Here is a 22512-nt window from a genome sequence, read left to right as displayed (position 1 = left end):
TTTCAGTCGTGAGACTGGATCGACAGCTGTCCAATTAAAGGCTGAGATTTTCATCCACACCGATATGCCGCGCACGCTGCTCTGCCGAGTTGGTGTTTGCCGTAAGGCAAGCGCCCAGCGTTGTCGTTGGTGGTGTGGACTCTCAAGCGTGAGGTAAGGGCATTTGGTGGATGCCTTGGCATGTACAGGCGATGAAGGACGTGGCACGCTGCGATAAGCGTCGGTGAGCTGTGAGCAAGCTTTGACCCGACGATTTCCGAATGGGGAAACCCACCTTCACCAATTAATTCAGTGGTTGAGCAATCAACGACCGAGTTAATTGGGGCAAGGTATCACCGAAGTGAATACATAGCTTTGGTGAAGCGAACCCGGCGAACTGAAACATCTCAGTACCCGGAGGAAAAGACATCAACCGAGATTCCGTTAGTAGTGGCGAGCGAACGCGGACCAGGCCAGTGCCTGATATTCAACTAGCAGAACAACCTGGAAAGGTTGGCCATAGCGGGTGACAGCCCCGTATGCGAAAGTGATGTATCAGGACTCGAGTAGGGCGGAACACGTGAAATTCTGTCTGAACATGGGGGGACCACCCTCCAAGCCTAAATACTCGTACATGACCGATAGCGAACTAGTACCGTGAGGGAAAGGTGAAAAGCACCCCGATGAGGGGAGTGAAACAGTACCTGAAACCGAATGCCTACAAGCAGTGGGAGGGGCTTTATGCCCTGACCGCGTACCTCTTGCATAATGGGTCTGTGACTTAATGTATCAAGCAAGCTTAAGCCGATAGGTGTAGGCGCAGCGAAAGCGAGTCTGAATAGGGCGACTTAGTTTGATGCATTAGACCCGAAACCCGGCGATCTATGCATGACCAGGATGAAGGTGCGGTAACACGCACTGGAGGTCCGAACCGATTAACGTTGAAAAGTTACCGGATGAGTTGTGCTTAGGGGTGAAAGGCCAATCAAGCCGGGAAATAGCTGGTTCTCCGCGAAAACTATTGAGGTAGTGCCTCGGATGAACACCCTAGGGGGTAGAGCACTGGATGGATGCGGGGGTCGCGAGATCTACCAACTCTAACCAAACTCCGAATACCTAGGAGTGATATCCGGGAGACAGACGGCGGGTGCTAAGGTCCGTCGTCAAAAGGGAAACAGCCCTGACCTACAGCTAAGGTCCCCAAGTCACGTCTAAGTGGGAAAGCATGTGGGAATCCCAAAACAACCAGGAGGTTGGCTTAGAAGCAGCCATCCTTTAAAGAAAGCGTAACAGCTCACTGGTCTAAATAAGGGTTCCTGCGGCGAAGATGTAACGGGGCTCAAGACGTGCACCGAAGCTTAGGGTGTGATCGTTTACGATCACGCGGTAGCGGAGCGTTCCGTAAGCCTGTGAAGTGGAAGGGTAACCGACCATGGAGGTATCGGAAGTGCGAATGCAGACATGAGTAGCGATAAAGAGGGTGAGATGCCCTCTCGCCGAAAGACCAAGGGTTCCTGCGCAAGGCTAATCCGCGCAGGGTGAGCCGGCCCCTAAGACGAGCCCGAAGGGGGTAGTCGATGGGAACCACGTTAATATTCGTGGGCCTGGTGGTGTGTGACGGATTGCGTGTGTTGTCAGCTCTTAACGGATTGAGCTGGCTTCGAAGCAGTCCCGGGAAATAGCCCCACCGTATAGACCGTACCCGAAACCGACACAGGTGGTCAGGTAGAGTATACCAAGGCGCTTGAGAGAAGTGTCCTGAAGGAACTCGGCAAATTGCCTCCGTACCTTCGGAAGAAGGAGGCCCTACATAGGCGCAAGCTCTTGTAGGGGGCACAGGCCAGGGGGTAGCGACTGTTTAGCAAAAACACAGGGCTCTGCTAAGTCGGCTTCAAGACGACGTATAGGGCCTGACGCCTGCCCGGTGCCTGAAGGTTAAGTGGAGGAGTGCAAGCTCCGAAATGAAGCCCAGGTAAACGGCGGCCGTAACTATAACGGTCCTAAGGTAGCGAAATTCCTTGTCGGGTAAGTTCCGACCTGCACGAATGGCGTAACGACTTCCCCACTGTCTCCAGGACATGCTCAGCGAAATTGAATTCTCCGTGAAGATGCGGAGTACCCGCGGTTAGACGGAAAGACCCCGTGCACCTTTACTGCAGCTTCAGAGTGGCAGTGGAGAACAACTGTGTAGAATAGGTGGGAGGCTTTGAAGCATCGGCGCCAGCTGATGTGGAGCCACCAAGTGAAATACCACCCTGTTGTTCTTTACTGTCTAACCTCGTACCGTCATCCGGTACAGGGACCCTCTGTGGCGGGTAGTTTGACTGGGGCGGTCGCCTCCTAAAGAGTAACGGAGGCGCGCGAAGGTTGGCTCAGGCCGGTTGGAAACCGGCTGTTAGAGTGCAATGGCATAAGCCAGCCTGACTGCGAGACTGACAAGTCGAGCAGAGACGAAAGTCGGTCATAGTGATCCGGTGGTCCCTCGTGGAAGGGCCATCGCTCAACGGATAAAAGGTACGCCGGGGATAACAGGCTGATAACCCCCAAGAGCTCATATCGACGGGGTTGTTTGGCACCTCGATGTCGGCTCATCACATCCTGGGGCTGGAGCAGGTCCCAAGGGTTTGGCTGTTCGCCAATTAAAGTGGTACGTGAGCTGGGTTCAGAACGTCGCGAGACAGTTTGGTCCCTATCTGCCGTGGGCGTCGAAATTTGAGAGGAGTTGACCCTAGTACGAGAGGACCGGGTTGAACATACCTCTGGTGTACCAGTCGTTCTGCCAAGAGCGCAGCTGGGTAGCTATGTATGGACGGGATAACCGCTGAAAGCATCTAAGCGGGAAGCCTCCCTCGAGATAAGATTTCATAGAGCGGTCGAAGACCACGACCTTGATAGATCGGATGTGGAAGCGCGGTAACGCGTGGAGCTAACCGATACTAATTGCTCTTTTCGCGCTTGAGAGTTTCACACCCCCATCGACAACCCTGGGTTGTCTGGATCCGGGTGGATGAACATTCCAGCCTTTGACAGTGCACGATTTGAAAACCCCATGTTTCCCCAAACGCCACACCTGCTTCATTGCTTGGTGGCCATAGCGTCTGTGACCCACCCGATCCCATCCCGAACTCGGCCGTGAAACCAGACAGCGCCGATGGTACTATTGCTCAAGCAATGGAAGAGTAGGTCGCCGCCAGGCATTGAAGCCGGTGTCGCGTCTGGACCCAGGAAACACGGAAAACCCATTCACATGTCCCCCGTTCGCCCTACCAAGGGCACCAGCATTGGCGCGGGGTGGAGCAGCCCGGTAGCTCGTCAGGCTCATAACCTGAAGGCCGCAGGTTCAAATCCTGCCCCCGCAACCAATCCCACATACCAAACCGCTTCAGGAAAACCTGAGGCGGTTTTTTTTGTGCCTGTCTTCCGTGGCTTATCCCAGGCCGCGTCGTCTCAGGGGACTTCTCTGGCCTCCACCGACCGCCAGCACGTCGATTGGCTTTTGTGGGTGTTTTCTGGGGTAATCGCAGCACCCCCAGCACTGCCGATGACGAGTGTCTGTACCTTCTCGTCCGACCCAGCAGCTCCAAGCTCTGGCCGATGAAGTACCGCATCGACGACAAGGAGAATCGGCTCTCCTTTGATCGCTATCCCGATTAGCCAGCTAGCTCCAACGCCGCCTGCTATGCTCGAACCGGTGCAGACGAGCCATCCGAGTATCTCGATCGGACCTGGATCTAGTCCCTGTGCCCGTTTCGCCCGGGGACGTGTCAGCAGCAGCGCCCCTTGCCGCGGCCATAGCGTTCGCGCTGGCGGGCGGCGAAGAAGGCGGCGCGGGTTTCCGGCTGCCGGTCCGGATGATGGGCGGCCATGTGCGCCAGATAACGCTCGTAAGAGGGCATACCCGCGATCAACCCGATCGCCTCGCGCATCCCGGTCCAGAAGCCCTTGGGTAGTATTCGCATGGCTCAGACCCCCACCGCATGCGGCAGTTCGTGCATGGTCTGGTGGTCGGCCCGCCGCGCGGCGAGGCACGCGCGCACGACGAACACCAGGGTTGCCAGCACCACTGCGAGGAACAGTCCGCACAGCACCGCATCCACCCAGTCGTTGAACAGAATGCTGCGCATCTCCGCTGCCGACTTGGCCGGGGCCAGCAGCGCGCCGTGCGCGATTGCCTCGCGGACGCGTCCGGCATGGGCGAGGAAGCTTACCCGCGGATCGGCGGAGAAGAGCTTGAGCCCCGCCGCCGACACCGTGCAGGCCAGCAACCAGGCGGTGGGGAGCAGCGTGACCCAGGCGTAGCGATCCCGCTTCATGCGGAACAGCACCACCGTTGCGAGCAGCAGCGCGATCGCGGCGAGCATCTGGTTGGCGATGCCGAACAGCGGCCACAGCGTGTTCACCCCGCCCAGCGGATCGGTGACGCCCTGGTAGAGGAAATAGCCCCAGGCGCCGACGCAGAGCAGGGTGCCGACCAGCGCCGGCACCGCCCCGGTGGCATTGCGGAAGCTGGGCACGACGATGCCGATCAGGTCCTGCAGCATGAACCGCCCGGCACGCGTGCCCGCATCGACCGCGGTGAGGATGAACAGCGCCTCGAACAGGATCGCGAAATGATACCAGAAGGCCATCATCGCACGGCCGCCGAGCATCCGGCTGAAGATGTCCGCCATCGCCACCGCGAGCGTGGGGGCGCCGCCGGCGCGGCTGATGATCGTCGTCTCGCCGACGTCGCGCGCGGTTGCCGCGATCGTATCGGCGGCGATCGGGAAGCCCATCGCGGTGACCGCTGCGGCGGCGGTGTCCGGCTGGGTGCCGACCACCGCGGCTGGGCTGTTCATCGCGAAATAGATGCCGGGATCGAGGATCGAGGCCGAGATCAGCGCCATGATCGCGACGAAGCTTTCCATCAACATCGCGCCATAGCCGATGAAGCGCAGGTCGCCCTCGGACGCGATCAGCTTGGGCGTGGTGCCGCTGGAGATCAGCGCGTGGAAACCCGAGACCGCGCCGCAGGCGATGGTGATGAACAGAAAAGGGAACAAGGTGCCCGACCAGACCGGCCCGCTGCCGTCGACGAACCGGGTGAGCGCCGGCATCTTCAGCGGGGGCGCGACGAGGACGATGCCGATCGCCAGCGCGGCGATGGCGCCGATCTTGAGGAAGGTCGACAGATAGTCGCGGGGTGCGAGCAGCAGCCACACCGGCAGCAGTGCGGCCACCGCGCCGTACACCACCAGGATCCCGCACAGCTGCACCGGCGAGTAGCTGAACCAGGCGGCAAGCGCCGGGTTCGCCGCGACCTGCTGGCCGTAGAAGATCGCCGCGAACAGCCCGACCAGCCCGATCAGCGAGGCTTCGCCGACGCGGCCCGGCCGGACGAAGCGCATGTACACGCCCATCAGCACGGCCAGCGGCATCGTCGCGGCGACGGTGAAGGTGCCCCAGGGGCTGTGCGCCAGCGCGCGCACGACGATCAGCGAGAGCACCGCGAGGATGATCACCATGATCAGGAAGGTGCCGATCATCGCGATCGTGCCCGCCCAGGCGCCCATTTCCATGCGCACCATCTCGCCCAGCGACCGTCCGTCGCGGCGCACCGAGAGGAACAGGACGAGGAAGTCCTGCACCGCCCCCGCCAGCACCACCCCGGCGAGGATCCAGAGCATGCCGGGCAGATAGCCCATCTGCGCGGCGAGCACGGGCCCGACCAGCGGTCCGGCACCGGCGATGGCCGCGAAATGGTGGCCGAACAGAACGTTACGGTTGGTCGGCACGAAATCGGTGCCGTCGGGGCGGCGCACCGCGGGCGTCGGCCGCGCAGGATCGACCTTCGCGACGCGGTTCGCGAGGAAACGGGCGTAGAAGCGATAGGCGATCAGATATACCGCAACCGACGCCACCAGCACCCACAGCGCGCTGATCGGCTCGCCACGCGCGCTGGCGATCACCGCCAACGCCGCCGTGCCGGCCAAGGTGAGAAGGATCCACAGCAGCTTTTCGAGAAACCTGGGCATTCCTGTTTTCCTGACCTGCGCCTTGATGGGTGCGAACCGCCTTACCAGCGTCTTGGGGGCGACGTCACCCTCGGCGGGCAGGGGACAGGCCAAGGCGGGCCGCGGACGCCTTGATGGAACACGCAATTCCGGTGCGCGCCCTCGACGCGTCCTCGTGCGTTGTGGCCGGGTGACCGTAACGATCGAAACCCTGCAGCAGCAGATGGATGAGGCCGTGGCCGTTCTCGATTTCGAGACGGCGCGGCGATGCCGTGACATGATCAATGCCATGCGCGGCGGCGCTACCGCCGCGGAGGCGGAAGCGGCCAACTTCGCGGGGCTGACGCGCCAGGAGCCCGGCGCAATGGGCCTGGGGACGAGTCAGCAGAAGCGGACTCCGCCTGCCGGGTGGCGGCCGCCGCCCAAGCCCGATCCGATGACGGCCGGCCGATCCCGGCGCGGCCGTGCCCCCCGATCCTGATCCGAACGGGCGTCAGTCGACCCAGTCGAGCCCGATCTCGCGGTAGAGGCCGCGATCCTCTTCCCACTTCGGATTGACCTTCACGTGCAGGTACAGATGCACCGGCACGCCGAGCAGCTTCGCGAGCTCGGCGCGAGCACGGCTGCCGATTTCCTTCAAGCGCTGGCCGCCCTTGCCGAGCACGATCGCGCGCTGGGTATCGCGGCCGACGAGGATCTGCTGGTGGATCTCGACCGAGCCGTCCTGGCGTTCGCTATACTTCTCGGTCTCGACCGCGCTAGCATAGGGCAGCTCGGCATGGAGCTGCAGGTAGAGCTGCTCGCGGGTCACTTCGGCGGCGAGCATGCGGTCGGTCGCATCCGAGACCTGGTCCTCGGGGAAATGCCAGTCGCCTTGCGGCATCGCGCCGGCGAGCGCGGCCTTGAGCTCGGGCACGCCGTCGCCGGTCTGCGCCGAGACGAAATAGGTCTCGTCGAACGCCAGCGCCTCGTTGAGCTTGGCGGCATGGCCGAGCAGGCGCGGCTTGTCGGCGATATCGACCTTGTTGAGGATCAGGATCTTGCGCCCCTTGCGGCCGCGCAGACTGTCGATCACCGCATGCACCTTGGGGCCGATGCCGCCCTTGCCGTCGACGACCAGCGCGACGAGGTCGGCGCCGTCGGTGCCGTCCCATGCGGCGGCGACCATCGCGCGGTCCAGCCGACGCTCGGGTTCGAAGATGCCGGGGGTGTCGACCAGGATGATCTGGGTGTCGCCTTCGATGGCGATGCCCATCACGCGGGCGCGGGTGGTCTGCGCCTTGGGGCTGACGATCGCGACCTTCTGGCCGACCAGAGCATTGACCAGCGTCGACTTGCCGGCGTTCGGAGCGCCGAGAATCGCGACGACGCCGCAGGATTGGGTGGTGGTGGGTTCGGTCATGGGTTCCGATTGTACTGGGGAATGGGGTTGGGGGCGAGGGGGCGTTGTCGCCGGCTGAGCCCGCTTAAGCCCCTCCTCCTAGGAGGGGTTTGGGGGTGGAGGGATTCTAGAGGAGAGATTGGTCTAGGTGAGACTCTGCCCCACCCCACTCCCCGCTGAAGGGGAGGGGCTTAGGAGGAGCCGAGCTTCGCCAGCAGCGCCGCCGCCGCGGCGGTTTCGGCTTCCTGCTTGTTACTGCCCTCGGCGCTGGCCTCGGCCAGCTTGCCGATCGATACCTTCACCGTGAAGCGCGGCGCGTGGTTGGGCCCGGAGCGATCGACGATCTCATATTCGGGCGGGCGGCGGTTGCGCGCGGCGGCCCATTCCTGGAGCGCCGACTTGGGATGTTTGGGTGCCTTGGCGTGTTCGTCGATCCGGTCGCCCCAGGCCTTGCGCACGAAGGCGCGCGCCGCATCGATTCCGGCCTCGCGATACCAGGCGCCGATCAGCGCCTCCATCACGTCGCCCAGCACATTGTCGCTGTCCGCGGCGCCATCGTCGCGCGCCTGCTTCCCCAGGCGGAGATACGGCACCACGCCCAGTTCGCGCGCTACATCGGCGCAAACCGGGCCGGTGACCAGGGAGTTCAGGCGGCGGGAAAGCGCGCCTTCCGGCTCCTCGGGAAAGCGTTCAAACAGCCATTCGGCGACGATCAGGCCGAGCACCCGATCGCCGAGGAATTCAAGCCGCTGGTAATTGCCCGCCGCCTGGCTGCCATGGGTCAGCGCGCGCTGGAAGGCGGGCAGGTCTTTGGCGGGGCGGCCGAAGGTCTTCTCGACCCAACCGCCCAGATCGGGGACGCTCAGAAGCCTTCTCCGATCCGGCTCCACCGCGCCGCGGTGAACCAGGTCCAGGGGAGCAGCCAGTTGGCGCCGCCATCGGTCGACCAGAAGTTCACGACCGCTTTGCCCTCGATATTCTCGATCGGCACGAAGCCGATGCCCGAGCCATAGGGGGGCTGCTGGAAGCGGCTGTCGGTGGAGTTGTCGCGATTGTCGCCCATCAGGAACACATGGCCGGCGGGGACGGTGTACACCTGGGTGTTGTCCTGCGGCAGATTGTCCTGGTCGAGCACGTTATACTGCTTGCCGTTGGGCAGCGTCTCGCGGAACTGCGGGATGCGGCACACGGCCACACCCTTGGCGTCGGCGGTCTGGAACTGCGTCGGGCAATGGGTGAAGTTCGGCGTGATCGGCAGCACGAAATCGGCGATGCGCTGCTTGGGCACCGGCTTGCCGTTCAGGATCACCTGGCCGTTGACCATCTCGATCGTGTCGCCCGGCAGACCGATGACGCGCTTGATCCAGTCCTCGCCATTGTGGTTGGGCGCCTTGAACACCACCACGTCGCCGCGGGCGGGATCGCGCGGCAGGATGCGGCCGGGGATCAGCGGCAGGCTCCACGGCAGCGAGTGCTTGGAGTAGCCATAGTTCCACTTGGTGATGAACAGATAGTCGCCGATCAGCAGCCGCGGCAGCATCGACTCGCTCGGAATGCTGAACGGCGAGAAGATGAAGCTGCGCACGACGAACACGATCAGCGCCAGCTTGAGCAGGAAGGTGGCGAGGTCCCGCCACTCCGACTTCGGCTTTTCCGGCTTTGCGACAGGCGCTTGCACGTTTTCAGGGCGCGAGGCGACGGGTTCGGTGGAGGCGGGCGTTTCCATGGGCACTGCTCTGCTAGGGCGCGGCGGGGAGGTCAAGCGGCGGAATGAGGCTGGAATGGGCCGGTGCGGGACGATAGGGGAGCCCTGCCACCAAGGAGATGAACATGGCCTTGCCCGACTGGACGCCGATCCAAGCCCTTCCCCAGACCAAGCTGACCGACCTGTTCGCTGCCGACGCCGAGCGGCTGTCGCGGCTGAGCGTCGATGTCGCCGGCATCCATTTCGATTGGTCCAAGACGCACCTGACGCCGGAGGCAGTATCGGCGTTCGCGGCGCTGGCGCAGCAGATGGACTTCACGGCCAAGCGCGACGCGCTGTTCGCGGGCGAGGTGGTCAACGTTACCGAAGGCCGCGCTGCCGAGCATACCGCCGAGCGCTATGAGGGCGCGCCCGATAGCGTCGCCCGTGCGCGTTCGCAGCACGCGCGGATGCGCGCGCTGATCGACGCTATCGAGGCCGAGGCGCTGGGGCCGATTCGCCACATCCTCCACATCGGCATCGGCGGCTCCGCGCTGGGCCCGGACCTGCTGGTCGACGCGCTGGGCCGCGACATGGACCGCTATGACGTGGCGATCGTCTCCAATGTCGACGGTGTGGCGCTGGAAGACGCGATGGACGCGTTCGATCCGCAGGCAACATTGCTGGTGATCGCCAGCAAGACCTTCACCACGACCGAGACGATGCTCAATGCCCAGAGCGCGCTCGCCTGGATGGCCGAGGGCGGCGTCGAGGATCCTTATGGCCAGGTGGTGGCGCTGACCGCCTCGCCCGACAAGGCGGTGGAGTGGGGCGTCGACGAGACGCGCGTGCTGCCCTTCTTCGAGAGCGTCGGCGGGCGCTATTCGCTGTGGTCGTCGATCGGTTTCCCGGCGGCGCTCGCGCTTGGCTGGGAGGCGTTCGAGGAACTGCTCGAAGGCGCGGCCGAGATGGACCGCCATTTCCGCCTGACCGATCTTGCACAGAATGCCCCGGCGCTCGCGGCGTTCGCCGACCTCTATTACAGCCAGGCGCGCGGCTGCGAGACCCGCGCGACCTTCGCCTATGACGAGCGGCTGAAGCTGCTGCCGAGCTATCTCCAGCAGCTGGAGATGGAATCGAACGGCAAGCGCGTCACCGCCGAGGGCGAAGCGGTGAGCTACCCGACCGCGGCGATCACCTGGGGTGGGGTCGGCACCGATGCACAGCATGCGGTGTTCCAGCTGCTCCACCAGGGCACGCACCTGGTGCCGCTCGAATTCGTCGGCGTGATCGAGGCGGGCGACGCGCTGGCGCCCGAGCATCACCGCCAGCTGCTGCTCAACATGTTCGCGCAGGGCGCGGCGCTGATGGCCGGCAAGGGGCATGAAGACCCCGCGCGCAGCTACCCGGGCGACCGCCCAAGCTCGACGCTGCTGCTCGACGCCGTCGACCCGCGCACGCTGGGCGCGCTGATTGCCTTTTACGAGCACCGCGTGTTCGTGAATGCGGTGCTGCTCGGCATCAACCCGTTCGACCAGTTCGGTGTCGAGCTGGGCAAGGAAATGGCCAAGGCGGCCGACAAGGGCGGGCTCGATTTCGATCCCTCCACCAACGATCTCATTCGAAGGGCATTTGGCGCATGAGCGGCGAAGACGAATATGTGTTTGACGAGGCGAGCGGGGAGTGGATCCCCGCCGCCGAGGCTGCGGCCAAGGCCGCGGCCGCCGACACGGTGGAAGTACGCGACTCGGTCGGCAACCTGCTGCAGGACGGCGATCAGGTCACGCTGATCAAGGACCTTACCGTCAAGGGCGCGGGCCAGACGCTGAAGCGCGGCACGCTGATCAAGTCGATCCGGCTGACCGGAGACGCGCAGGAGATTGACTGCAAGTTCGATGGCATCAAGGGCCTGGTCCTGCGCGCGGAGTTCGTCCGCAAGCGGTGAGCGCGGGAGGCGGCGGCCCTTGTTTTCGGCCGTCGCACCCTATCTTTCCCTCGATCCTTTCTCCCGGCCCGACCGCCGGCACACCTCCGGAGTGACCCATGTCCGACTATGACTTCGACCTGTTCGTGATCGGCGCAGGCTCCGGCGGGACGCGCGCCTCGCGCATGTCGGCGGCGTACGGCGCCAAGGTTGCGGTCGCGGAGGAATATCGCGTCGGCGGCACCTGCGTGATCCGCGGCTGCGTGCCCAAGAAGCTGCTCATCTTCGGCGCGCATTTCGCCGAGGATCTGAAGGACGCCCGTCGCTTCGGCTGGGACGTGCCCGATTGCCATTTCCATTGGCCGACGCTGCGCGACAATGTGCTTGCCGATGTCGACCGGCTCAACGGCCTCTACACCCAGGGGCTGGAAAACAACGGCGTTACGATCTTCCACGAGCGCGCCGTCATCACCGGCCCGAACGAAGTCACGCTGGCGAGCGGCAAGGTGGTCAGCGCCAAGACGATCCTGATCGCCACCGGCGCGCATCCGCATGTGCCGAGCTTCCCCGGCAGCGAGCATGGCATCACCTCGAACGAGGTTTTCCATCTGGAGACGCTACCCAAGCGCGTGCTGATCGCCGGCGGTGGCTATATCGCCAACGAGTTCGCCGGCATCTTCAACGAGTTCGGCTCCAAGGTGACGCTGGTGAACCGCACCGACGTGATCCTGCGCGGCTATGATGCGCAGGTGCGCGACCGGCTGCTCCAGATCTCGATGACCAAGGGCATCGAGTTCCGCTTCTTCGCCGAGTTCGAGAAGATCGAAAAGCAGGCCGACGGCAGCCTGCTCGTCTCGATGAGCGGGCACGATCCGATCGAGGTGGATTGCGTGCTGTTCGCCACGGGCCGCGTGCCCAACACCAAGGGGCTGGGCCTCGAGACGGTGGGCGTCGAGCTCAACGAACGCGGCGCGGTCAAGGTCGATGCCGACAATCGCAGCACGGTCGAGAGCATCTACGCGGTGGGCGACGTGACCGATCGTGTGCAGCTGACGCCGGTGGCGATCCGCGAGGGCCAGGCCTTTGCCGACACGCTGTTCGGCGGCAAGCCGCACCAGGTCGATTATCACTGCATCCCGAGCGCGGTGTTCAGCCACCCGCCGATCGCGTCGGTGGGCATGACCGAGGGCGAGGCGCGCAACGCGCTCGGCTCGGTGAAGGTTTACACCTCGGACTTCCGCGCGATGAAGAACGTGCTCGCCGGCCGACACGAGCGCGCGCTGTACAAGATGATCTGCGACGGCGTGACCGGTAAGGTCGTCGGCCTGCACATGATCGGGCCGGACGCGCCGGAAATCCTGCAGGCCGCGGCGATCGCGGTGAAGGCGGGTCTGACCAAGGACGCGTTTGACGCCACGGTCGCGCTGCACCCGACCATGGCCGAGGAGTTGGTGCTGCTGAAGTAAGGGGGGCGCCTCCCCAAAGGGAGGCGCTGCTCCGTCAGGCCTCGTGGCGCAGGACCGCGTCGCCCGAGCCCTGCTGCGAGCCTGCCTTGCGCGACAGCCAGATCGTCGTCGCGAGGTCCCAGGTGACGTTGCCGACGGTGCGCATGATGTCCGGCAGCGTCTCCACCGCAACCAGCAGGCCTAGCGGCGTGATCGGCGCGCCGATCGTCGCCGCTACCGGCGAGATCGCGCTGACATAGCTTACCGTGCCCGGTAGGCTCACCGAACCGAGCGAAGTCAGCGTGGCGACTACGGCGCCGACCAGCAGCGTCGCAGGATGCATCGGTACGCCGAACCATTCGGCGACGTAGATCGCGACCGCGAAGTTCATCGCCGGGCCGGTCGAGCGGAAGATCGCCACTGCCAGCGGCATCGTCACGCCAGAGACGGCGACCGGCACGCCGACCTCCTCGGCACCCTCGATCATCACCGGCAGCGTTGCGAGCGACGACTGGGTGCTGAGCGCCACCGCCTGGCTGGGCAGCGCCGCGCGGAACATGCGGCCAAGGCCGATGCGACCGCCGATCACCGCCGCGGGATAGGCGAACAGCGTGATCACCAGCCCCACCGCCGAGACGATCAGGATATAGTGGAACAGCGCGCCGAACGCGCCGGTGCCCGCCTTGGCGCCGACAACCAGCGCCAGCGCAAACACGCCGACCGGGCCGATCCACAGCACCCAGTCGATCACCACCAGCATTACGTCGCGCACCGCGACGAAGAAGTTGGTGAGCAGCGCACGCGACTCCGCCGCCACCCGAGTGATCGCGAAGGCGAACACCAGCGAGAAGATGATCAGCGACAGGAAAGCGTTTTCCGCCGCCGCCTTGACGATGTTGGCGGGGATGATCGCCGCCAGGAACTCGCCGAGCGGCGGCACCGGGCCGATCCTCTCGGCGCCGGTCAGCGCGGCGCGCAGGCTCGCGGCGGACTCCTGCGGCAGCGGCGCGATCTTGAGGAGCAGCGGTGTCAGCAACGCGGCCAGCAGCGCCGAGCAGAACAATAGCGCCACGTACATCGCGATCGCCCGGCCCGCGAGCCGGCCGGCGGCGGCGGCTTCGGCGGTGGCGGTGACGCCGGTGATCAGCAGCGCGATCACCAGCGGCACGATCGTCATCTGCAGGCCGTTGAGCCATGCCTGGCCAACCGGCTGCGCCCAGCCGGCGATCGTCAGCCCCCATTGCGGGGAGAAGGCCGCCAGCGCGGCGCCGACCGCGAGCCCGGCCAGCAGGGAAAGAAGAATACGGGTAGGTTGCGACATGCTCGCCCTTTGAGATTTTCGCCGCTATCACAGCACGCACACAACGCCACAAGGGCGCGAGAACGAGACGCATGGCAAGAAAATATTTCGGCACGGACGGCATCCGCGGCGCGACCAACCTCTCCCCGATGACCGCAGCGATGGCGATGAAGGTCGGCATGGCTGCCGGCGCGCATTTCCGCCGTGGCGACCATCGCCATCGGGTGGTGATCGGCAAGGACACAAGGCTTTCCGGCTATATGCTGGAAAACGCGATGGTCGCGGGCTTCACCAGCGTCGGCATGGACGTGGTGCTGGTCGGCCCGATGCCGACGCCGGCGGTGGCGATGCTCACCCATTCGATGCGCGCCGATCTGGGCGTGATGATCTCGGCAAGCCACAATCCCTATGCCGACAACGGCATCAAGCTGTTCGGGCCGGACGGGTTCAAGCTCTCCGATGCGGATGAGGAAGCGATCGAGGCGCTGATCGACGGCGACGTGCCGCTCGCGGCCTCGGCGGATATCGGCCGGGCCCGCCGCGTCGAGGACGCGCGCGGCCGCTATATCCATTTCGCCAAGTCGACCTTCCCCTCCGATCTGACGCTCGACGGCCTCAAGGTGGTGGTCGATTGCGCCAATGGCGCGGCGTATCAGGTGGCGCCTTCGGCCTTGTGGGAGCTCGGCGCGGAGGTCGTCTCGATCGGCGTTTCCCCCAACGGCAAGAACATCAACGACGGGGTCGGCTCCACCGCGCCGCAGGTGCTGAGCGAAACGGTGGTCGGCTCGGGCGCGGCGCTGGGGATCGCGCTCGACGGCGATGCCGACCGGCTGATCGTGGTCGACGAGACCGGCACGGTGATCGACGGCGACCAGCTGATGGCGCTGATCGCCACCGGTTGGGCGCGGCAGGGCAAGCTCGCCGGGGGCGGGCTGGTCGCCACCGTCATGTCCAACCTCGGGCTGGAACGGCACCTGGCCGCACAGGGGCTCGGGCTGGTGCGCACCAAGGTGGGCGACCGCTATGTCCTCGAGAAGATGCGCGGCTCCGGCTACAATGTCGGCGGCGAGCAGAGCGGGCACATCATCCTCTCCGACTATGCCACCACCGGCGACGGGCTGGTCGCCGCGCTCCAGGTGCTGGCCGAGATCGTCCGGGCAGGGGCCCCGGCGAGCGAGGTGCTCCACCGTTTCGAGCCGCTGCCGCAGCTGCTCAAGAATGTCCGCTTCGCCGGCGGCAAGCCGCTGGAGGACGCGCGCGTGCAGGACGTGATCGCCGCCGCCGAGGCCGAGCTGAAGGGCCGGGGCCGCCTGGTGATCCGCGCCTCGGGTACCGAGCCGGTCATTCGCGTGATGGCCGAAGGCGACGACAAGGCGCAGGTGGAAACGATCGTCGACCGGATCTGCGACGCGGTGCGCGCGGCGGCGGGTTGATACCGCCGGAGCGATGCCATTCGCCAGCGCCGGCTGTTTTGCGCCGGCGCCGCTGCAGCGTTTCGCTCGCGTTCAGCCACTGAGTTCGAAAAGGCCTGTCATGGATCGCTCTCCCCACATTCTGGGCGCCGCGTCGAACCTGCTCGGCATCGCGCTACTCATCATCACCGGCCTCAAGCTCTCAAAGATCGCCGACAAGACGATCGCAGACGAAGTGGCGATGGGCGCGTGCCTGCTCTTCGCCGTGAGCTGCCTGCTCTCTTATCTCGCGATCCGATCGCCCGAGGCGACGCGGACGGAGGACGTCGCCGACAAGGCGTTTCTCTGCGGCCTGGGTGCGCTGTTGATCGCGGTGCTGATCATCGCCTTCAACCCGCCGCACTGAGCGGTGCTTGCCTCCCGCGGCAAGGTGACTAGAAGGTTGGCGGATGCTGGAGATGCGGCCTGATTGCGAACGCTGCGGCGTCGACCTCCCCGCCGATACCGGCGGCGCGTTCATCTGCTCGTTCGAATGCACCTTCTGCGCGGATTGCGCCGACGACGTGGACGAGCGCTGCCCCAATTGCGGCGGCGAACTGCTCGATCGGCCCGCGCGGGTGGGCGACGCGCTGAAGCGACACCCCGCATCCACCGAGCGCAAGCACAAGGGATAAGGCCATGGGCGCACGCGTGCTGATCATCGCAGGCTCGGACTCCGGCGGGGGCGCCGGGATCCAGGCGGACATCAAGACCGTCACCATGCTCGGCGGCCACGCCATGACTGCGATCACCGCGATCACCGCGCAGAACACCCTGGGCGTGCAGGCGGTGCACCCGGTGCCGACCGATATGGTGGTCGCGCAGATCGACTCGGTGGTGCGCGACATCGGCGTGGACGCGGTGAAGATCGGCATGATCGGCTCGGCGCGCACCGCGCTGGCGGTGGCCGAGCGGCTGGCCGAACTGCCGGGCGTGCCGGTGGTGTTCGATCCGGTGATGGTGGCGACCAGCGGCGCGCGGCTGGCCGACGAGGCGACCGTCGCCGCATTCGAGCGGCTGATGGATCGCGCGACCGTCATCACCCCCAACCTGCCCGAGCTCGAGGCGCTGGGCCGCGACCCGCAGGAGATCGTTGCGGCGCATCGCTGCGCGGTGCTGGTGAAGGGCGGCCATGGCACCGGCCCCGAGGTGATCGACACGCTCTATTCGGCCGATCCCGAGGATCCGCCGCAGATCGAATGGCGCGATCCCAAGATCGATACCGAGAATACCCATGGCACGGGCTGCACGCTCGCTTCCGCCATCGCCTGCGGCCTCGCCTGCGAATGGGACCTGCCCGAGGCGGTGAGCCGCGCCCGCCGTTTCGTGCGGATCGCGATGCGTGAGGCCGAGGGGCTGGGTCGGGGACACGGTCCGATGGCGCAGCAGGCGGTGCGGCTGGACCTCAACATGAGCTTCTTCGAGCCGATGCTGAACCAGGTGACGGTGCCGGCACAGGACCTCGCTGCCAGTGAGCGCTTCTACCGGCTGCTCGGGCTGCGGCAGGTGGTGCGGGCGTCCCCCCGCTATGCCCGGTTCGAGACCGAGGGCGGCGCGACCTTCTCGATCGCGACCGACGAGGCGTACACCGCGCCGGTGGTCTATTTCGAATGCGGCGATCTCGACGTGACCGTCGCCTATCTCCAGCAGCAGGGCTTCCGGTTCGAGCAGGAGCCCAAGGACGAGAAATGGGGCTGGCGCGAGGCGCGGCTGCGCGACCCGGCCGGCAATGCGGTTCGTCTCTATCAGGCTGGCGAGATGCGCCGCTTTCCGCCATGGCGGCTCGAGGACGATGCCTGACTTTTCATACGAGACCCGTTATTTCCAGCTTCATGCCGGCCCGGTCGCCGGGGTGGACGAGGCTGGCCGCGGCCCGCTGGCCGGACCGGTGGTTGCCGCCGCGGTGGTGCTGGACCCGGATTGCATTCCCGACGGGATCAACGATTCAAAGGCGCTAACCGCCGCCAAGCGCGCGCGGCTGTGCGAGCAGCTGCTGGCCTGCGCCAAGGTGGGTGTGGGGATCGCCAGCGTCGAGGAGATCGACCGGCTCAACATCCTCTGGGCGACGATGCTGGCGATGACGCGCGCGGTCGAATCGCTGGGCTTCCCGCCGGCCTTCGTGCTGGTCGACGGCAATCGCTGCCCCAAATGGTCTCACCGCAGCGAGGCGGTGGTCAGCGGCGACGCGCTGTGCCTGTCGATCGCCGCGGCCTCGATCGTCGCCAAGCATCGCCGCGACTGCATGATGATCGAGCTGGACGCGCAGTTTCCCGGCTATGGCTGGGCCTCGAACAAGGGCTATGGCGGCAAGGCCCATCAGGAGGCGCTCCGCGCGCTCGGCCCCACGCCGCACCATCGCCGCAGCTTCGCGCCGGTGGCGCAGGCGCATCTCGATTTCGGACCGATCGCGGCGGAATAACCCGGCAAATTTTGCCTAGTGCGCCCCGCGCTCCTGCCGCCGTCCTACAATGGAAGGATAGCAGCGGGAGGAGCGGGCATGGCATATCTGGGCAGCATGATACGGGGTTCGACCGGCGGGTTTCAGCCGGCCACGCGCTATGACCCGGTGCTGGCCGAACTGCTCCGCGAGGCGATCGTGGGGCCTGCAAGCTACCACGAGATGGCGGCGATGGTCCGTTACGCCGAATCGCGCGGGCTGGGGGCGATCCGCTTCCGCCTCGACGACGATACCGCGCTGACCGACGCCACCCACCCGCTGCATATCGCCTTCCTCGAAACGCTGCGCGATCCGGTGCTGGCCAGCGACTATGCCGATCTCGGCGAGATCGCGCCGTGGCGCGCGCGCGCGCTGGCGCTGCGGCTGCCTTCGGACATGCTGGGCGCGCGGGCGAGCCGCAAGGCGGTGCGGGCCGCCATTCAGGCGACCGGCACCTCCTGGGAAGTCCGGGTGGCGCTCTGCGTCGCGGCACGCATCCGATTCGGCGGCGAGGCCGAATGGTTCGGTCGCGAGGCGCAGGCGCTGTACGAAATGGGGCTGTTTCCGCAGGCACGCGCGCGGCTGGCGGCGAGCGTGGTGGGCGGCGGCGAGGCCATCGCGATCGGATAAATCGTTTGCGAAACGTTCCAGCTTATCCACAGGCGGGGAAAATTTTCGTGGGTCAGGAACTGAGTCTTTCGGGCCACACCTACCAGTGCTTGGGCCTGTGGATAACTTCTTGACTCAAGATATGGCGGGTGCCGAAATGTTCCGTCGCGCCAAGCACCTGCTGCGGACCACCACCGGGCGGTCCCCCCTCTTGACGGAGGAGTCGCTCGGCCCCGAATAGGGGTGCCTTTTGAGCGAAGGGGCAATTGATTCATGGGCGTGCTGGAGAAGGTCAAACGGGCGGGTGCGCGCGTCGCGAAGCAGGCGCCGGCCGTGCTGCCGCTGGACACGATCCTGCGCCAGGATTGCATCGAGGCGATGCGCGGGCTGCCGGACAAGTCGATAGACATGATCTTCGCCGATCCGCCGTACAATCTGCAACTCGGCGGCGACCTCAATCGCCCCGACGGCAGCCATGTCGATGCCGTGACCGACGATTGGGACAAGTTCGACAGTCTCGCGGCCTATGACAAGTTCACCCGCGAATGGCTGGCGCAGGCCCGCCGCATCCTGAAGGACGACGGCACGATCTGGGTGATCGGCAGCTATCACAACATCTTCAAGGTCGGCTCGGCGATTCAGGATCTCGGCTTCTGGATCCTCAACGACATCATCTGGCGCAAGGCCAACCCGATGCCCAACTTCAAGGGTACCCGGTTCACCAATGCGCACGAAACGCTGATCTGGGCTTCGAAGGCCGAGAAATCGCGCTACACCTTCAACTATCGCTCGATGAAGACGCTCAACGACGAACTGCAGATGCGCAGCGACTGGGAATTCCCGATCTGCAGCGGGCAGGAGCGGCTGAAGAAGAACGGCACCAAGGTCCACCCCACCCAGAAGCCCGAGGCGCTGCTGTACCGCGTGCTGCTGTCTTGCACCAAGCCGGGCGACGTGGTGCTGGATCCGTTCTTCGGCACCGGCACCACCGGCGCGGTGGCCAAGCGCCTCGGCCGCCGCTGGATCGGCATCGACCGCGAGGGCGTGTACGTGGAAGCGGCGCTGGAGCGTATCGCAGCGGCCCTGCCGCTCGACGAAAGCGCCCTGCAGACGATGCAGGCCCCCAAGGCGGCGCCGCGCGTGGCGTTCGGCCAGCTGGTCGAGAACGGCTATCTCGCCCCCGGCACCATGCTCAGCGACCACAAGTCGCGCTGGCGGGCCACGGTGGGCGCCGATGGCTCGCTTAGCTGCGACGGGCAGACGGGTTCGATCCACAAGCTGGGTGCGACGCTGCAGGGCGCGCCGAGCTGCAACGGCTGGACCTTCTGGCACTACGAGGACCAGGGCGCGCTGAAGCCGATCGACGCGCTGCGCCAGACCTACCTGCTCGCGACGCAGCCGTAAGCCTTTCCCACCCATACCCCTCCCGCAAGCGGGAGGGGAGCGAAGGTTGAGAGGGTTGCGCTTTTATTGCGGGCGCCGCGTCGGTAGCAGGGCAAAATGCTCGACCTCCCCGCCGCCGCCCGCCTGTATCTTCGCCCGATCCAGTTCGCCGACACGCCCGTAGGCCGCGATGGCGAGGTCGCGCGACTGGCTGGCGGGCTGATCTGGTTCTCCGCCTATGAACTGATCGCCGTGGAAAAGGGTAAGCGGGTCCTCCAGCGCGTGTTCTCTGTCGCGGAGGTCGAGGCCGATCCCCGCCTGGCCCCGGTCGCCGTGCGCATCACCGCTCCCCGCGCGCCGCTCAAGCTCGGCGCGCGCACGCATCGCTTCGACCAGCCACAGGTGATGGCGATCCTCAACATGACGCCGGACAGCTTTTCCGACGGCGGCAAGCATCTGGGGGATCCAGCCGCGGCCGCGCAGTCGGGCGTCAACATGAGCATCGCCGGCGCCGCTATCCTCGACGTGGGCGGCGAGTCCACCCGACCGGGCGCGGAAACGGTGTGGGAAGGCGACGAAATCGCCCGCGTCGTGCCGGTGATCGAGCGGCTCGCGGCAAGTGGCGCTGCGGTCTCGATCGATACCCGCAAGGCCGCGGTGATGGAGGCGGCGCTCGCGGCGGGCGCGCATATCGTCAACGATGTGTCCGCCTTGCTCTACGACGATCGCGCGCTCGAGGTGGTCGCGCGTGCCGGCTGCCCGGTGGTGCTGATGCATGCCGCGGATCCGAAACATGGCGCCAAGGGGAAGGGCGCCTATGCCGACGTGCTGGTCGAGGTCTATGACTGGTTGGAGGCGCGGATCGAGGCAGCGGTTGCCGCGGGTGTCGATCGCTCGCGCATCGTCGTGGATCCCGGCATCGGCTTCGGCAAGACGCTCGCCGACAATCTCGCGCTGATGAACGGGCTGGCGCTGTTCCACGGCCTCGGCTGCCCAATCCTGCTGGGGGCCAGCCGCAAGCGCGTCGTGGGTGCGCTCGCCAACGAGGCCCCGGCCGAACAGCGGCTGGGCGGATCGCTGGCGCTGGCGCTGAAGGGCGCTGCGCTGGGGGTACAGCTGCTGCGCGTCCACGACGTGTTCGAAAGCGTTCAAGCGCTGCGGGTGTGGCGCGGCATGCAGGACGCCGCGCTCACCGCGCCTCACGCTGCGGTCTGATCGATCCCCAGTTCGCCGAGCTTGCGGTAGAGCGTCGACCGGCCGATGCCGAGGCGGCGGGCGACTTCGGTCATCCGGCCGCGATAATGGCCGATCGCCAGCCGGATCACGTCCGCCTCGATCTCGTCGAGCGGGCGCAGGTTACCGTCCGGGCGGAACAGCGTGATGCCGCCCATGCCCGAGTTGTTCACCACCGGCCCGGACGTCATCGGCTTGCCGAGCGCGATCTGGGCGATCTGCGGGAAGTCGTCGCGGGTCAGCCCTTCCTCGTCGCAGAGCACCGCGGCGCGGAACAGCGCGTTCTGCAGCTGGCGGACATTGCCCGGCCAGTCATAGGCGGTGAGCAGCTGCAGCGCGTCCTCGCTGATACCGAGCTGGCGCAGGCCCGGCTGCTCGGCGATCCGCGCGAGCAGGTGGCGGACGAGCGCCGGGATGTCGCCGGCGCGTTCACGCAGCGGCGGGATCGTCACCTGGACGACGTTGAGCCGGTAATAGAGGTCCTCGCGGAAGCGGCCGGCTTCCACCTCGGCGAGCAGCGGCACGTTGCTGGCGGCGACGACGCGGACGTCGACTTCGCGCGGGTGGCGCGCGCCGAGCGGCTGGATCTCGCCGGTCTGCAGCATGCGCAGCAACTTGACCTGCGCCTCGAGCGGCATCTCGCTCACTTCGTCGAGGAAGATGGTGCTGCCGTCGGCATCCTGAAGGCGGCCGACCTTGCGCTCGAACGCGCCGGTAAAGGCGCCTTCCTCATGGCCGAACAGTTCCGATTCGACCTGGTTGGCGGGGATCGAGCCGCAATTGACGCAGATGAGTTCCTTGCGCGCGCGCGGCGACGCGCCGTGGATCGCTTCCGCGACGACATGCTTGCCCACGCCGCTCTCGCCCTCGATCAGGACCGGTACGCGAGCACGGGCGGCCTTGGCGGCGACCGCCAGCGCGGCGCGGAATTGCGGGGCCGAGCCGACGATTTCGGCGAATCCGAGATTGGCGGTGAGCTTCTCGGTGAGCGGGCGGAGTTCGCCGGCGCTGCTGCCGCCCATCGCGCTCTCCAGCGCGGCGAGCAGGCGTTCCGAAGCGATCGGCTTGACCAGGAAGTCGCTGGCCCCGGCGCGCATCGCGCCCACGGCTGCGGCGACCGAGCCGTTAGCGGCGAGCACCAGGATCGGCATGTGCGGCCGGCGCGCGCGCAGCTCGGCGATCAGGATCGCGGCATCGGCATCCGAGGCGGGGTGGTCGAGCAGGATCGCATCGACCGCCAGGCCGTCGGGCGTGCCGAGCGTCGCCAGCGCGCTCTCCGCATCGTCGGCGAAAATCGTCCGCCAGCCACGGCGCGAAGCGATCGCGGCCACCAGACGCCGCTGCGCCGGTTCCGAATCGATCAGCAACAGAAGACGTTGCCCGTTGCGCGTCATGCCGACTCCAGTCCCAAATGTCCCGTTTCGAGCCGCATCGGTTAGACCAGATGCGTAAAGTTCGGCTTAAGCAGGGCCGAAACAGTTCTTTGTGGGGCGGGGTTGAGGCAAGCCGGACCAGCGGTGTAAGACATCGAGCACCTAGGAGAGGAGCGCATCAATGGCTGAAACAGGTGAAAACGCCGGCGAGATCCAATCGCATGTCGAAACCTTCAATGGTTTCATGGCTTTGATGAAGTGGGGCACGGTGGCGGTTTTCCTCATCGCTGCTTTCGTCGTCTTTCTGATCGCCCGCTGAC

Annotated in this window: 20 protein-coding genes, 1 tRNA gene and 2 rRNA genes; 16 read left to right on the top strand and 7 right to left on the bottom strand. The window is 65.7% G+C overall.

Translation table 11 applies throughout. The features are described from left to right. The first annotated feature begins 143 nt into the window (after positions 1-143). From ACTJKY_RS20135 to ACTJKY_RS20125, 3 genes are all read left to right on the top strand, one after another. Positions 144-2939: ribosomal RNA gene (locus tag ACTJKY_RS20135) — 23S ribosomal RNA — on the top strand. 121 nt (positions 2940-3060) lie between these two features. Further along, a 5S ribosomal RNA gene (gene rrf / locus ACTJKY_RS20130) occupies positions 3061-3175 on the top strand. Positions 3176-3264: 89 nt separating this feature from the next. Then, positions 3265-3341: transfer RNA gene (locus ACTJKY_RS20125), tRNA-Met, on the top strand. A 402-nt stretch (positions 3342-3743) separates the two neighbouring features. Here ACTJKY_RS20125 and ACTJKY_RS20120 read toward each other — a convergent pair. Both ACTJKY_RS20120 and ACTJKY_RS20115 read right to left on the bottom strand, forming a co-directional pair. After that, positions 3744-3938: a YbdD/YjiX family protein gene (locus ACTJKY_RS20120; protein ID WP_440847870.1), complete on the bottom strand. Its 195-nt coding sequence runs from the start codon at positions 3936-3938 to the stop codon at positions 3744-3746. A gap of 3 nt (positions 3939-3941) precedes the next feature. Continuing rightward, positions 3942-5993 (bottom strand): carbon starvation CstA family protein, encoded by a 2052-nt coding sequence (locus ACTJKY_RS20115; RefSeq protein ID WP_440847869.1) that lies wholly within the window; start codon positions 5991-5993, stop codon positions 3942-3944. Positions 5994-6162: 169 nt separating this feature from the next. Between ACTJKY_RS20115 and ACTJKY_RS20110 the strand changes: the two genes are divergently transcribed. Next, on the top strand, positions 6163-6453 hold the full coding sequence (locus tag ACTJKY_RS20110) for a UvrB/UvrC motif-containing protein (RefSeq protein WP_440847868.1): 291 nt from the start codon (positions 6163-6165) through the stop codon (positions 6451-6453). Between the two features lie 12 nt (positions 6454-6465). Here ACTJKY_RS20110 and era read toward each other — a convergent pair whose 3' ends face one another. From era to lepB, 3 genes are all read right to left on the bottom strand, one after another. After that, complete coding sequence (era, locus tag ACTJKY_RS20105; RefSeq protein WP_440847867.1) at positions 6466-7374, bottom strand: GTPase Era; 909 nt, start codon at positions 7372-7374, stop codon at positions 6466-6468. Positions 7375-7544: 170 nt separating this feature from the next. Then, positions 7545-8243 (bottom strand): ribonuclease III, encoded by a 699-nt coding sequence (gene rnc / locus ACTJKY_RS20100; RefSeq protein ID WP_440847866.1) that lies wholly within the window; start codon positions 8241-8243, stop codon positions 7545-7547. After that, positions 8216-9079, bottom strand: coding sequence for a signal peptidase I (gene lepB / locus ACTJKY_RS20095; protein WP_440847865.1), 864 nt, complete (start codon positions 9077-9079; stop codon positions 8216-8218). Before lepB ends, rnc begins: the two co-directional genes overlap by 28 nt. A 104-nt stretch (positions 9080-9183) precedes the next feature. Here lepB and pgi point away from each other — a divergent pair, with 104 nt between their 5' ends. From pgi to gorA, 3 genes are all read left to right on the top strand, one after another. Further along, positions 9184-10680, top strand: coding sequence for a glucose-6-phosphate isomerase (gene pgi, locus ACTJKY_RS20090; RefSeq protein WP_440847864.1), 1497 nt, complete (start codon positions 9184-9186; stop codon positions 10678-10680). Then, positions 10677-10982, top strand: coding sequence for an alkylphosphonate utilization protein (locus tag ACTJKY_RS20085; protein ID WP_440847863.1), 306 nt, complete (start codon positions 10677-10679; stop codon positions 10980-10982). The genes pgi and ACTJKY_RS20085 overlap by 4 nt, the downstream gene beginning before the upstream one ends. Positions 10983-11080: 98 nt before the next feature. Then, positions 11081-12427 (top strand): glutathione-disulfide reductase, encoded by a 1347-nt coding sequence (gorA, locus tag ACTJKY_RS20080; RefSeq protein WP_440847862.1) that lies wholly within the window; start codon positions 11081-11083, stop codon positions 12425-12427. A gap of 34 nt (positions 12428-12461) precedes the next feature. Here the strand turns inward: gorA and ACTJKY_RS20075 are convergent, their stop codons facing one another. After that, the gene (locus tag ACTJKY_RS20075) at positions 12462-13727 is read right to left on the bottom strand and encodes a dicarboxylate/amino acid:cation symporter (protein WP_440847861.1); all 1266 of its coding nucleotides are present in this window, start codon (positions 13725-13727) and stop codon (positions 12462-12464) included. 71 nt (positions 13728-13798) lie between these two features. On the opposite strand from ACTJKY_RS20075, the gene glmM reads away from it, so the two are divergent. From glmM to folP, 8 genes are all read left to right on the top strand, one after another. Next, entirely contained in the window at positions 13799-15139 is a 1341-nt protein-coding gene (gene glmM, locus ACTJKY_RS20070; RefSeq protein ID WP_440847860.1) for a phosphoglucosamine mutase, read from the top strand. Between the two features lie 100 nt (positions 15140-15239). After that, positions 15240-15524 (top strand): hypothetical protein, encoded by a 285-nt coding sequence (locus tag ACTJKY_RS20065; protein ID WP_440847859.1) that lies wholly within the window; start codon positions 15240-15242, stop codon positions 15522-15524. A gap of 43 nt (positions 15525-15567) precedes the next feature. Continuing rightward, positions 15568-15792, top strand: a complete 225-nt coding sequence (locus ACTJKY_RS20060) for a DUF1272 domain-containing protein (RefSeq protein WP_440847858.1) — start codon at positions 15568-15570, stop codon at positions 15790-15792. A 4-nt stretch (positions 15793-15796) separates the two neighbouring features. Next, the gene (thiD, locus tag ACTJKY_RS20055) at positions 15797-16957 is read left to right on the top strand and encodes a bifunctional hydroxymethylpyrimidine kinase/phosphomethylpyrimidine kinase (RefSeq protein WP_440847857.1); all 1161 of its coding nucleotides are present in this window, start codon (positions 15797-15799) and stop codon (positions 16955-16957) included. Beyond that, positions 16950-17576, top strand: a complete 627-nt coding sequence (locus tag ACTJKY_RS20050; protein WP_440847856.1) for a ribonuclease HII — start codon at positions 16950-16952, stop codon at positions 17574-17576. The genes thiD and ACTJKY_RS20050 overlap by 8 nt, the downstream gene beginning before the upstream one ends. A 78-nt stretch (positions 17577-17654) precedes the next feature. Beyond that, positions 17655-18224, top strand: a complete 570-nt coding sequence (locus ACTJKY_RS20045; protein WP_440847855.1) for a hypothetical protein — start codon at positions 17655-17657, stop codon at positions 18222-18224. Between the two features lie 252 nt (positions 18225-18476). Continuing rightward, positions 18477-19607 carry a site-specific DNA-methyltransferase gene (locus tag ACTJKY_RS20040; protein WP_440847854.1) on the top strand — a complete coding sequence of 377 codons (1131 nt, stop codon included), beginning with the start codon at positions 18477-18479 and terminating at the stop codon, positions 19605-19607. A gap of 96 nt (positions 19608-19703) precedes the next feature. Next, on the top strand, positions 19704-20801 hold the full coding sequence (folP, locus tag ACTJKY_RS20035) for a dihydropteroate synthase (protein ID WP_440847853.1): 1098 nt from the start codon (positions 19704-19706) through the stop codon (positions 20799-20801). Here the strand turns inward: folP and ACTJKY_RS20030 are convergent. After that, positions 20786-22213: a sigma-54-dependent transcriptional regulator gene (locus ACTJKY_RS20030; protein WP_121071909.1), complete on the bottom strand. Its 1428-nt coding sequence runs from the start codon at positions 22211-22213 to the stop codon at positions 20786-20788. The two genes, folP and ACTJKY_RS20030, sit on opposite strands and share 16 nt — an antisense overlap. 160 nt (positions 22214-22373) lie before the next feature. Here ACTJKY_RS20030 and ACTJKY_RS20025 point away from each other — a divergent pair, with 160 nt between their 5' ends. Next, positions 22374-22511, top strand: a complete 138-nt coding sequence (locus ACTJKY_RS20025; RefSeq protein WP_440847852.1) for an aa3-type cytochrome c oxidase subunit IV — start codon at positions 22374-22376, stop codon at positions 22509-22511. The last annotated feature ends 1 nt before the right edge of the window (position 22512 follow it).

This window comes from Sphingomonas sp. 22176 (assembly GCF_052045505.1).
In the GTDB taxonomy this organism is placed as follows: Bacteria; Pseudomonadota; Alphaproteobacteria; order Sphingomonadales; family Sphingomonadaceae; genus Sphingomonas.
Note: the sequence above shows the minus strand (reverse complement) of the source record. Positions and strands in the feature narration are given on the sequence as shown.

Coding starts and splice junctions, on each gene's coding strand:
- ACTJKY_RS20120 (WP_440847870.1), bottom strand. CDS start 3,938: ATGCGAATACTACCCAAGGGCTTCTGGACCGGGATGCGCGAGGCGATC.
- ACTJKY_RS20060 (WP_440847858.1), top strand. CDS start 15,568: ATGCTGGAGATGCGGCCTGATTGCGAACGCTGCGGCGTCGACCTCCCC.
- gorA (WP_440847862.1), top strand. CDS start 11,081: ATGTCCGACTATGACTTCGACCTGTTCGTGATCGGCGCAGGCTCCGGC.
- ACTJKY_RS20075 (WP_440847861.1), bottom strand. CDS start 13,727: ATGTCGCAACCTACCCGTATTCTTCTTTCCCTGCTGGCCGGGCTCGCG.
- ACTJKY_RS20050 (WP_440847856.1), top strand. CDS start 16,950: ATGCCTGACTTTTCATACGAGACCCGTTATTTCCAGCTTCATGCCGGC.
- glmM (WP_440847860.1), top strand. CDS start 13,799: ATGGCAAGAAAATATTTCGGCACGGACGGCATCCGCGGCGCGACCAAC.
- lepB (WP_440847865.1), bottom strand. CDS start 9,079: ATGGAAACGCCCGCCTCCACCGAACCCGTCGCCTCGCGCCCTGAAAAC.
- folP (WP_440847853.1), top strand. CDS start 19,704: ATGCTCGACCTCCCCGCCGCCGCCCGCCTGTATCTTCGCCCGATCCAG.
- era (WP_440847867.1), bottom strand. CDS start 7,374: ATGACCGAACCCACCACCACCCAATCCTGCGGCGTCGTCGCGATTCTC.
- ACTJKY_RS20115 (WP_440847869.1), bottom strand. CDS start 5,993: ATGCCCAGGTTTCTCGAAAAGCTGCTGTGGATCCTTCTCACCTTGGCC.
- ACTJKY_RS20065 (WP_440847859.1), top strand. CDS start 15,240: ATGGATCGCTCTCCCCACATTCTGGGCGCCGCGTCGAACCTGCTCGGC.
- ACTJKY_RS20085 (WP_440847863.1), top strand. CDS start 10,677: ATGAGCGGCGAAGACGAATATGTGTTTGACGAGGCGAGCGGGGAGTGG.
- ACTJKY_RS20030 (WP_121071909.1), bottom strand. CDS start 22,213: ATGACGCGCAACGGGCAACGTCTTCTGTTGCTGATCGATTCGGAACCG.
- ACTJKY_RS20045 (WP_440847855.1), top strand. CDS start 17,655: ATGGCATATCTGGGCAGCATGATACGGGGTTCGACCGGCGGGTTTCAG.
- pgi (WP_440847864.1), top strand. CDS start 9,184: ATGGCCTTGCCCGACTGGACGCCGATCCAAGCCCTTCCCCAGACCAAG.
- ACTJKY_RS20025 (WP_440847852.1), top strand. CDS start 22,374: ATGGCTGAAACAGGTGAAAACGCCGGCGAGATCCAATCGCATGTCGAA.
- ACTJKY_RS20040 (WP_440847854.1), top strand. CDS start 18,477: ATGGGCGTGCTGGAGAAGGTCAAACGGGCGGGTGCGCGCGTCGCGAAG.
- thiD (WP_440847857.1), top strand. CDS start 15,797: ATGGGCGCACGCGTGCTGATCATCGCAGGCTCGGACTCCGGCGGGGGC.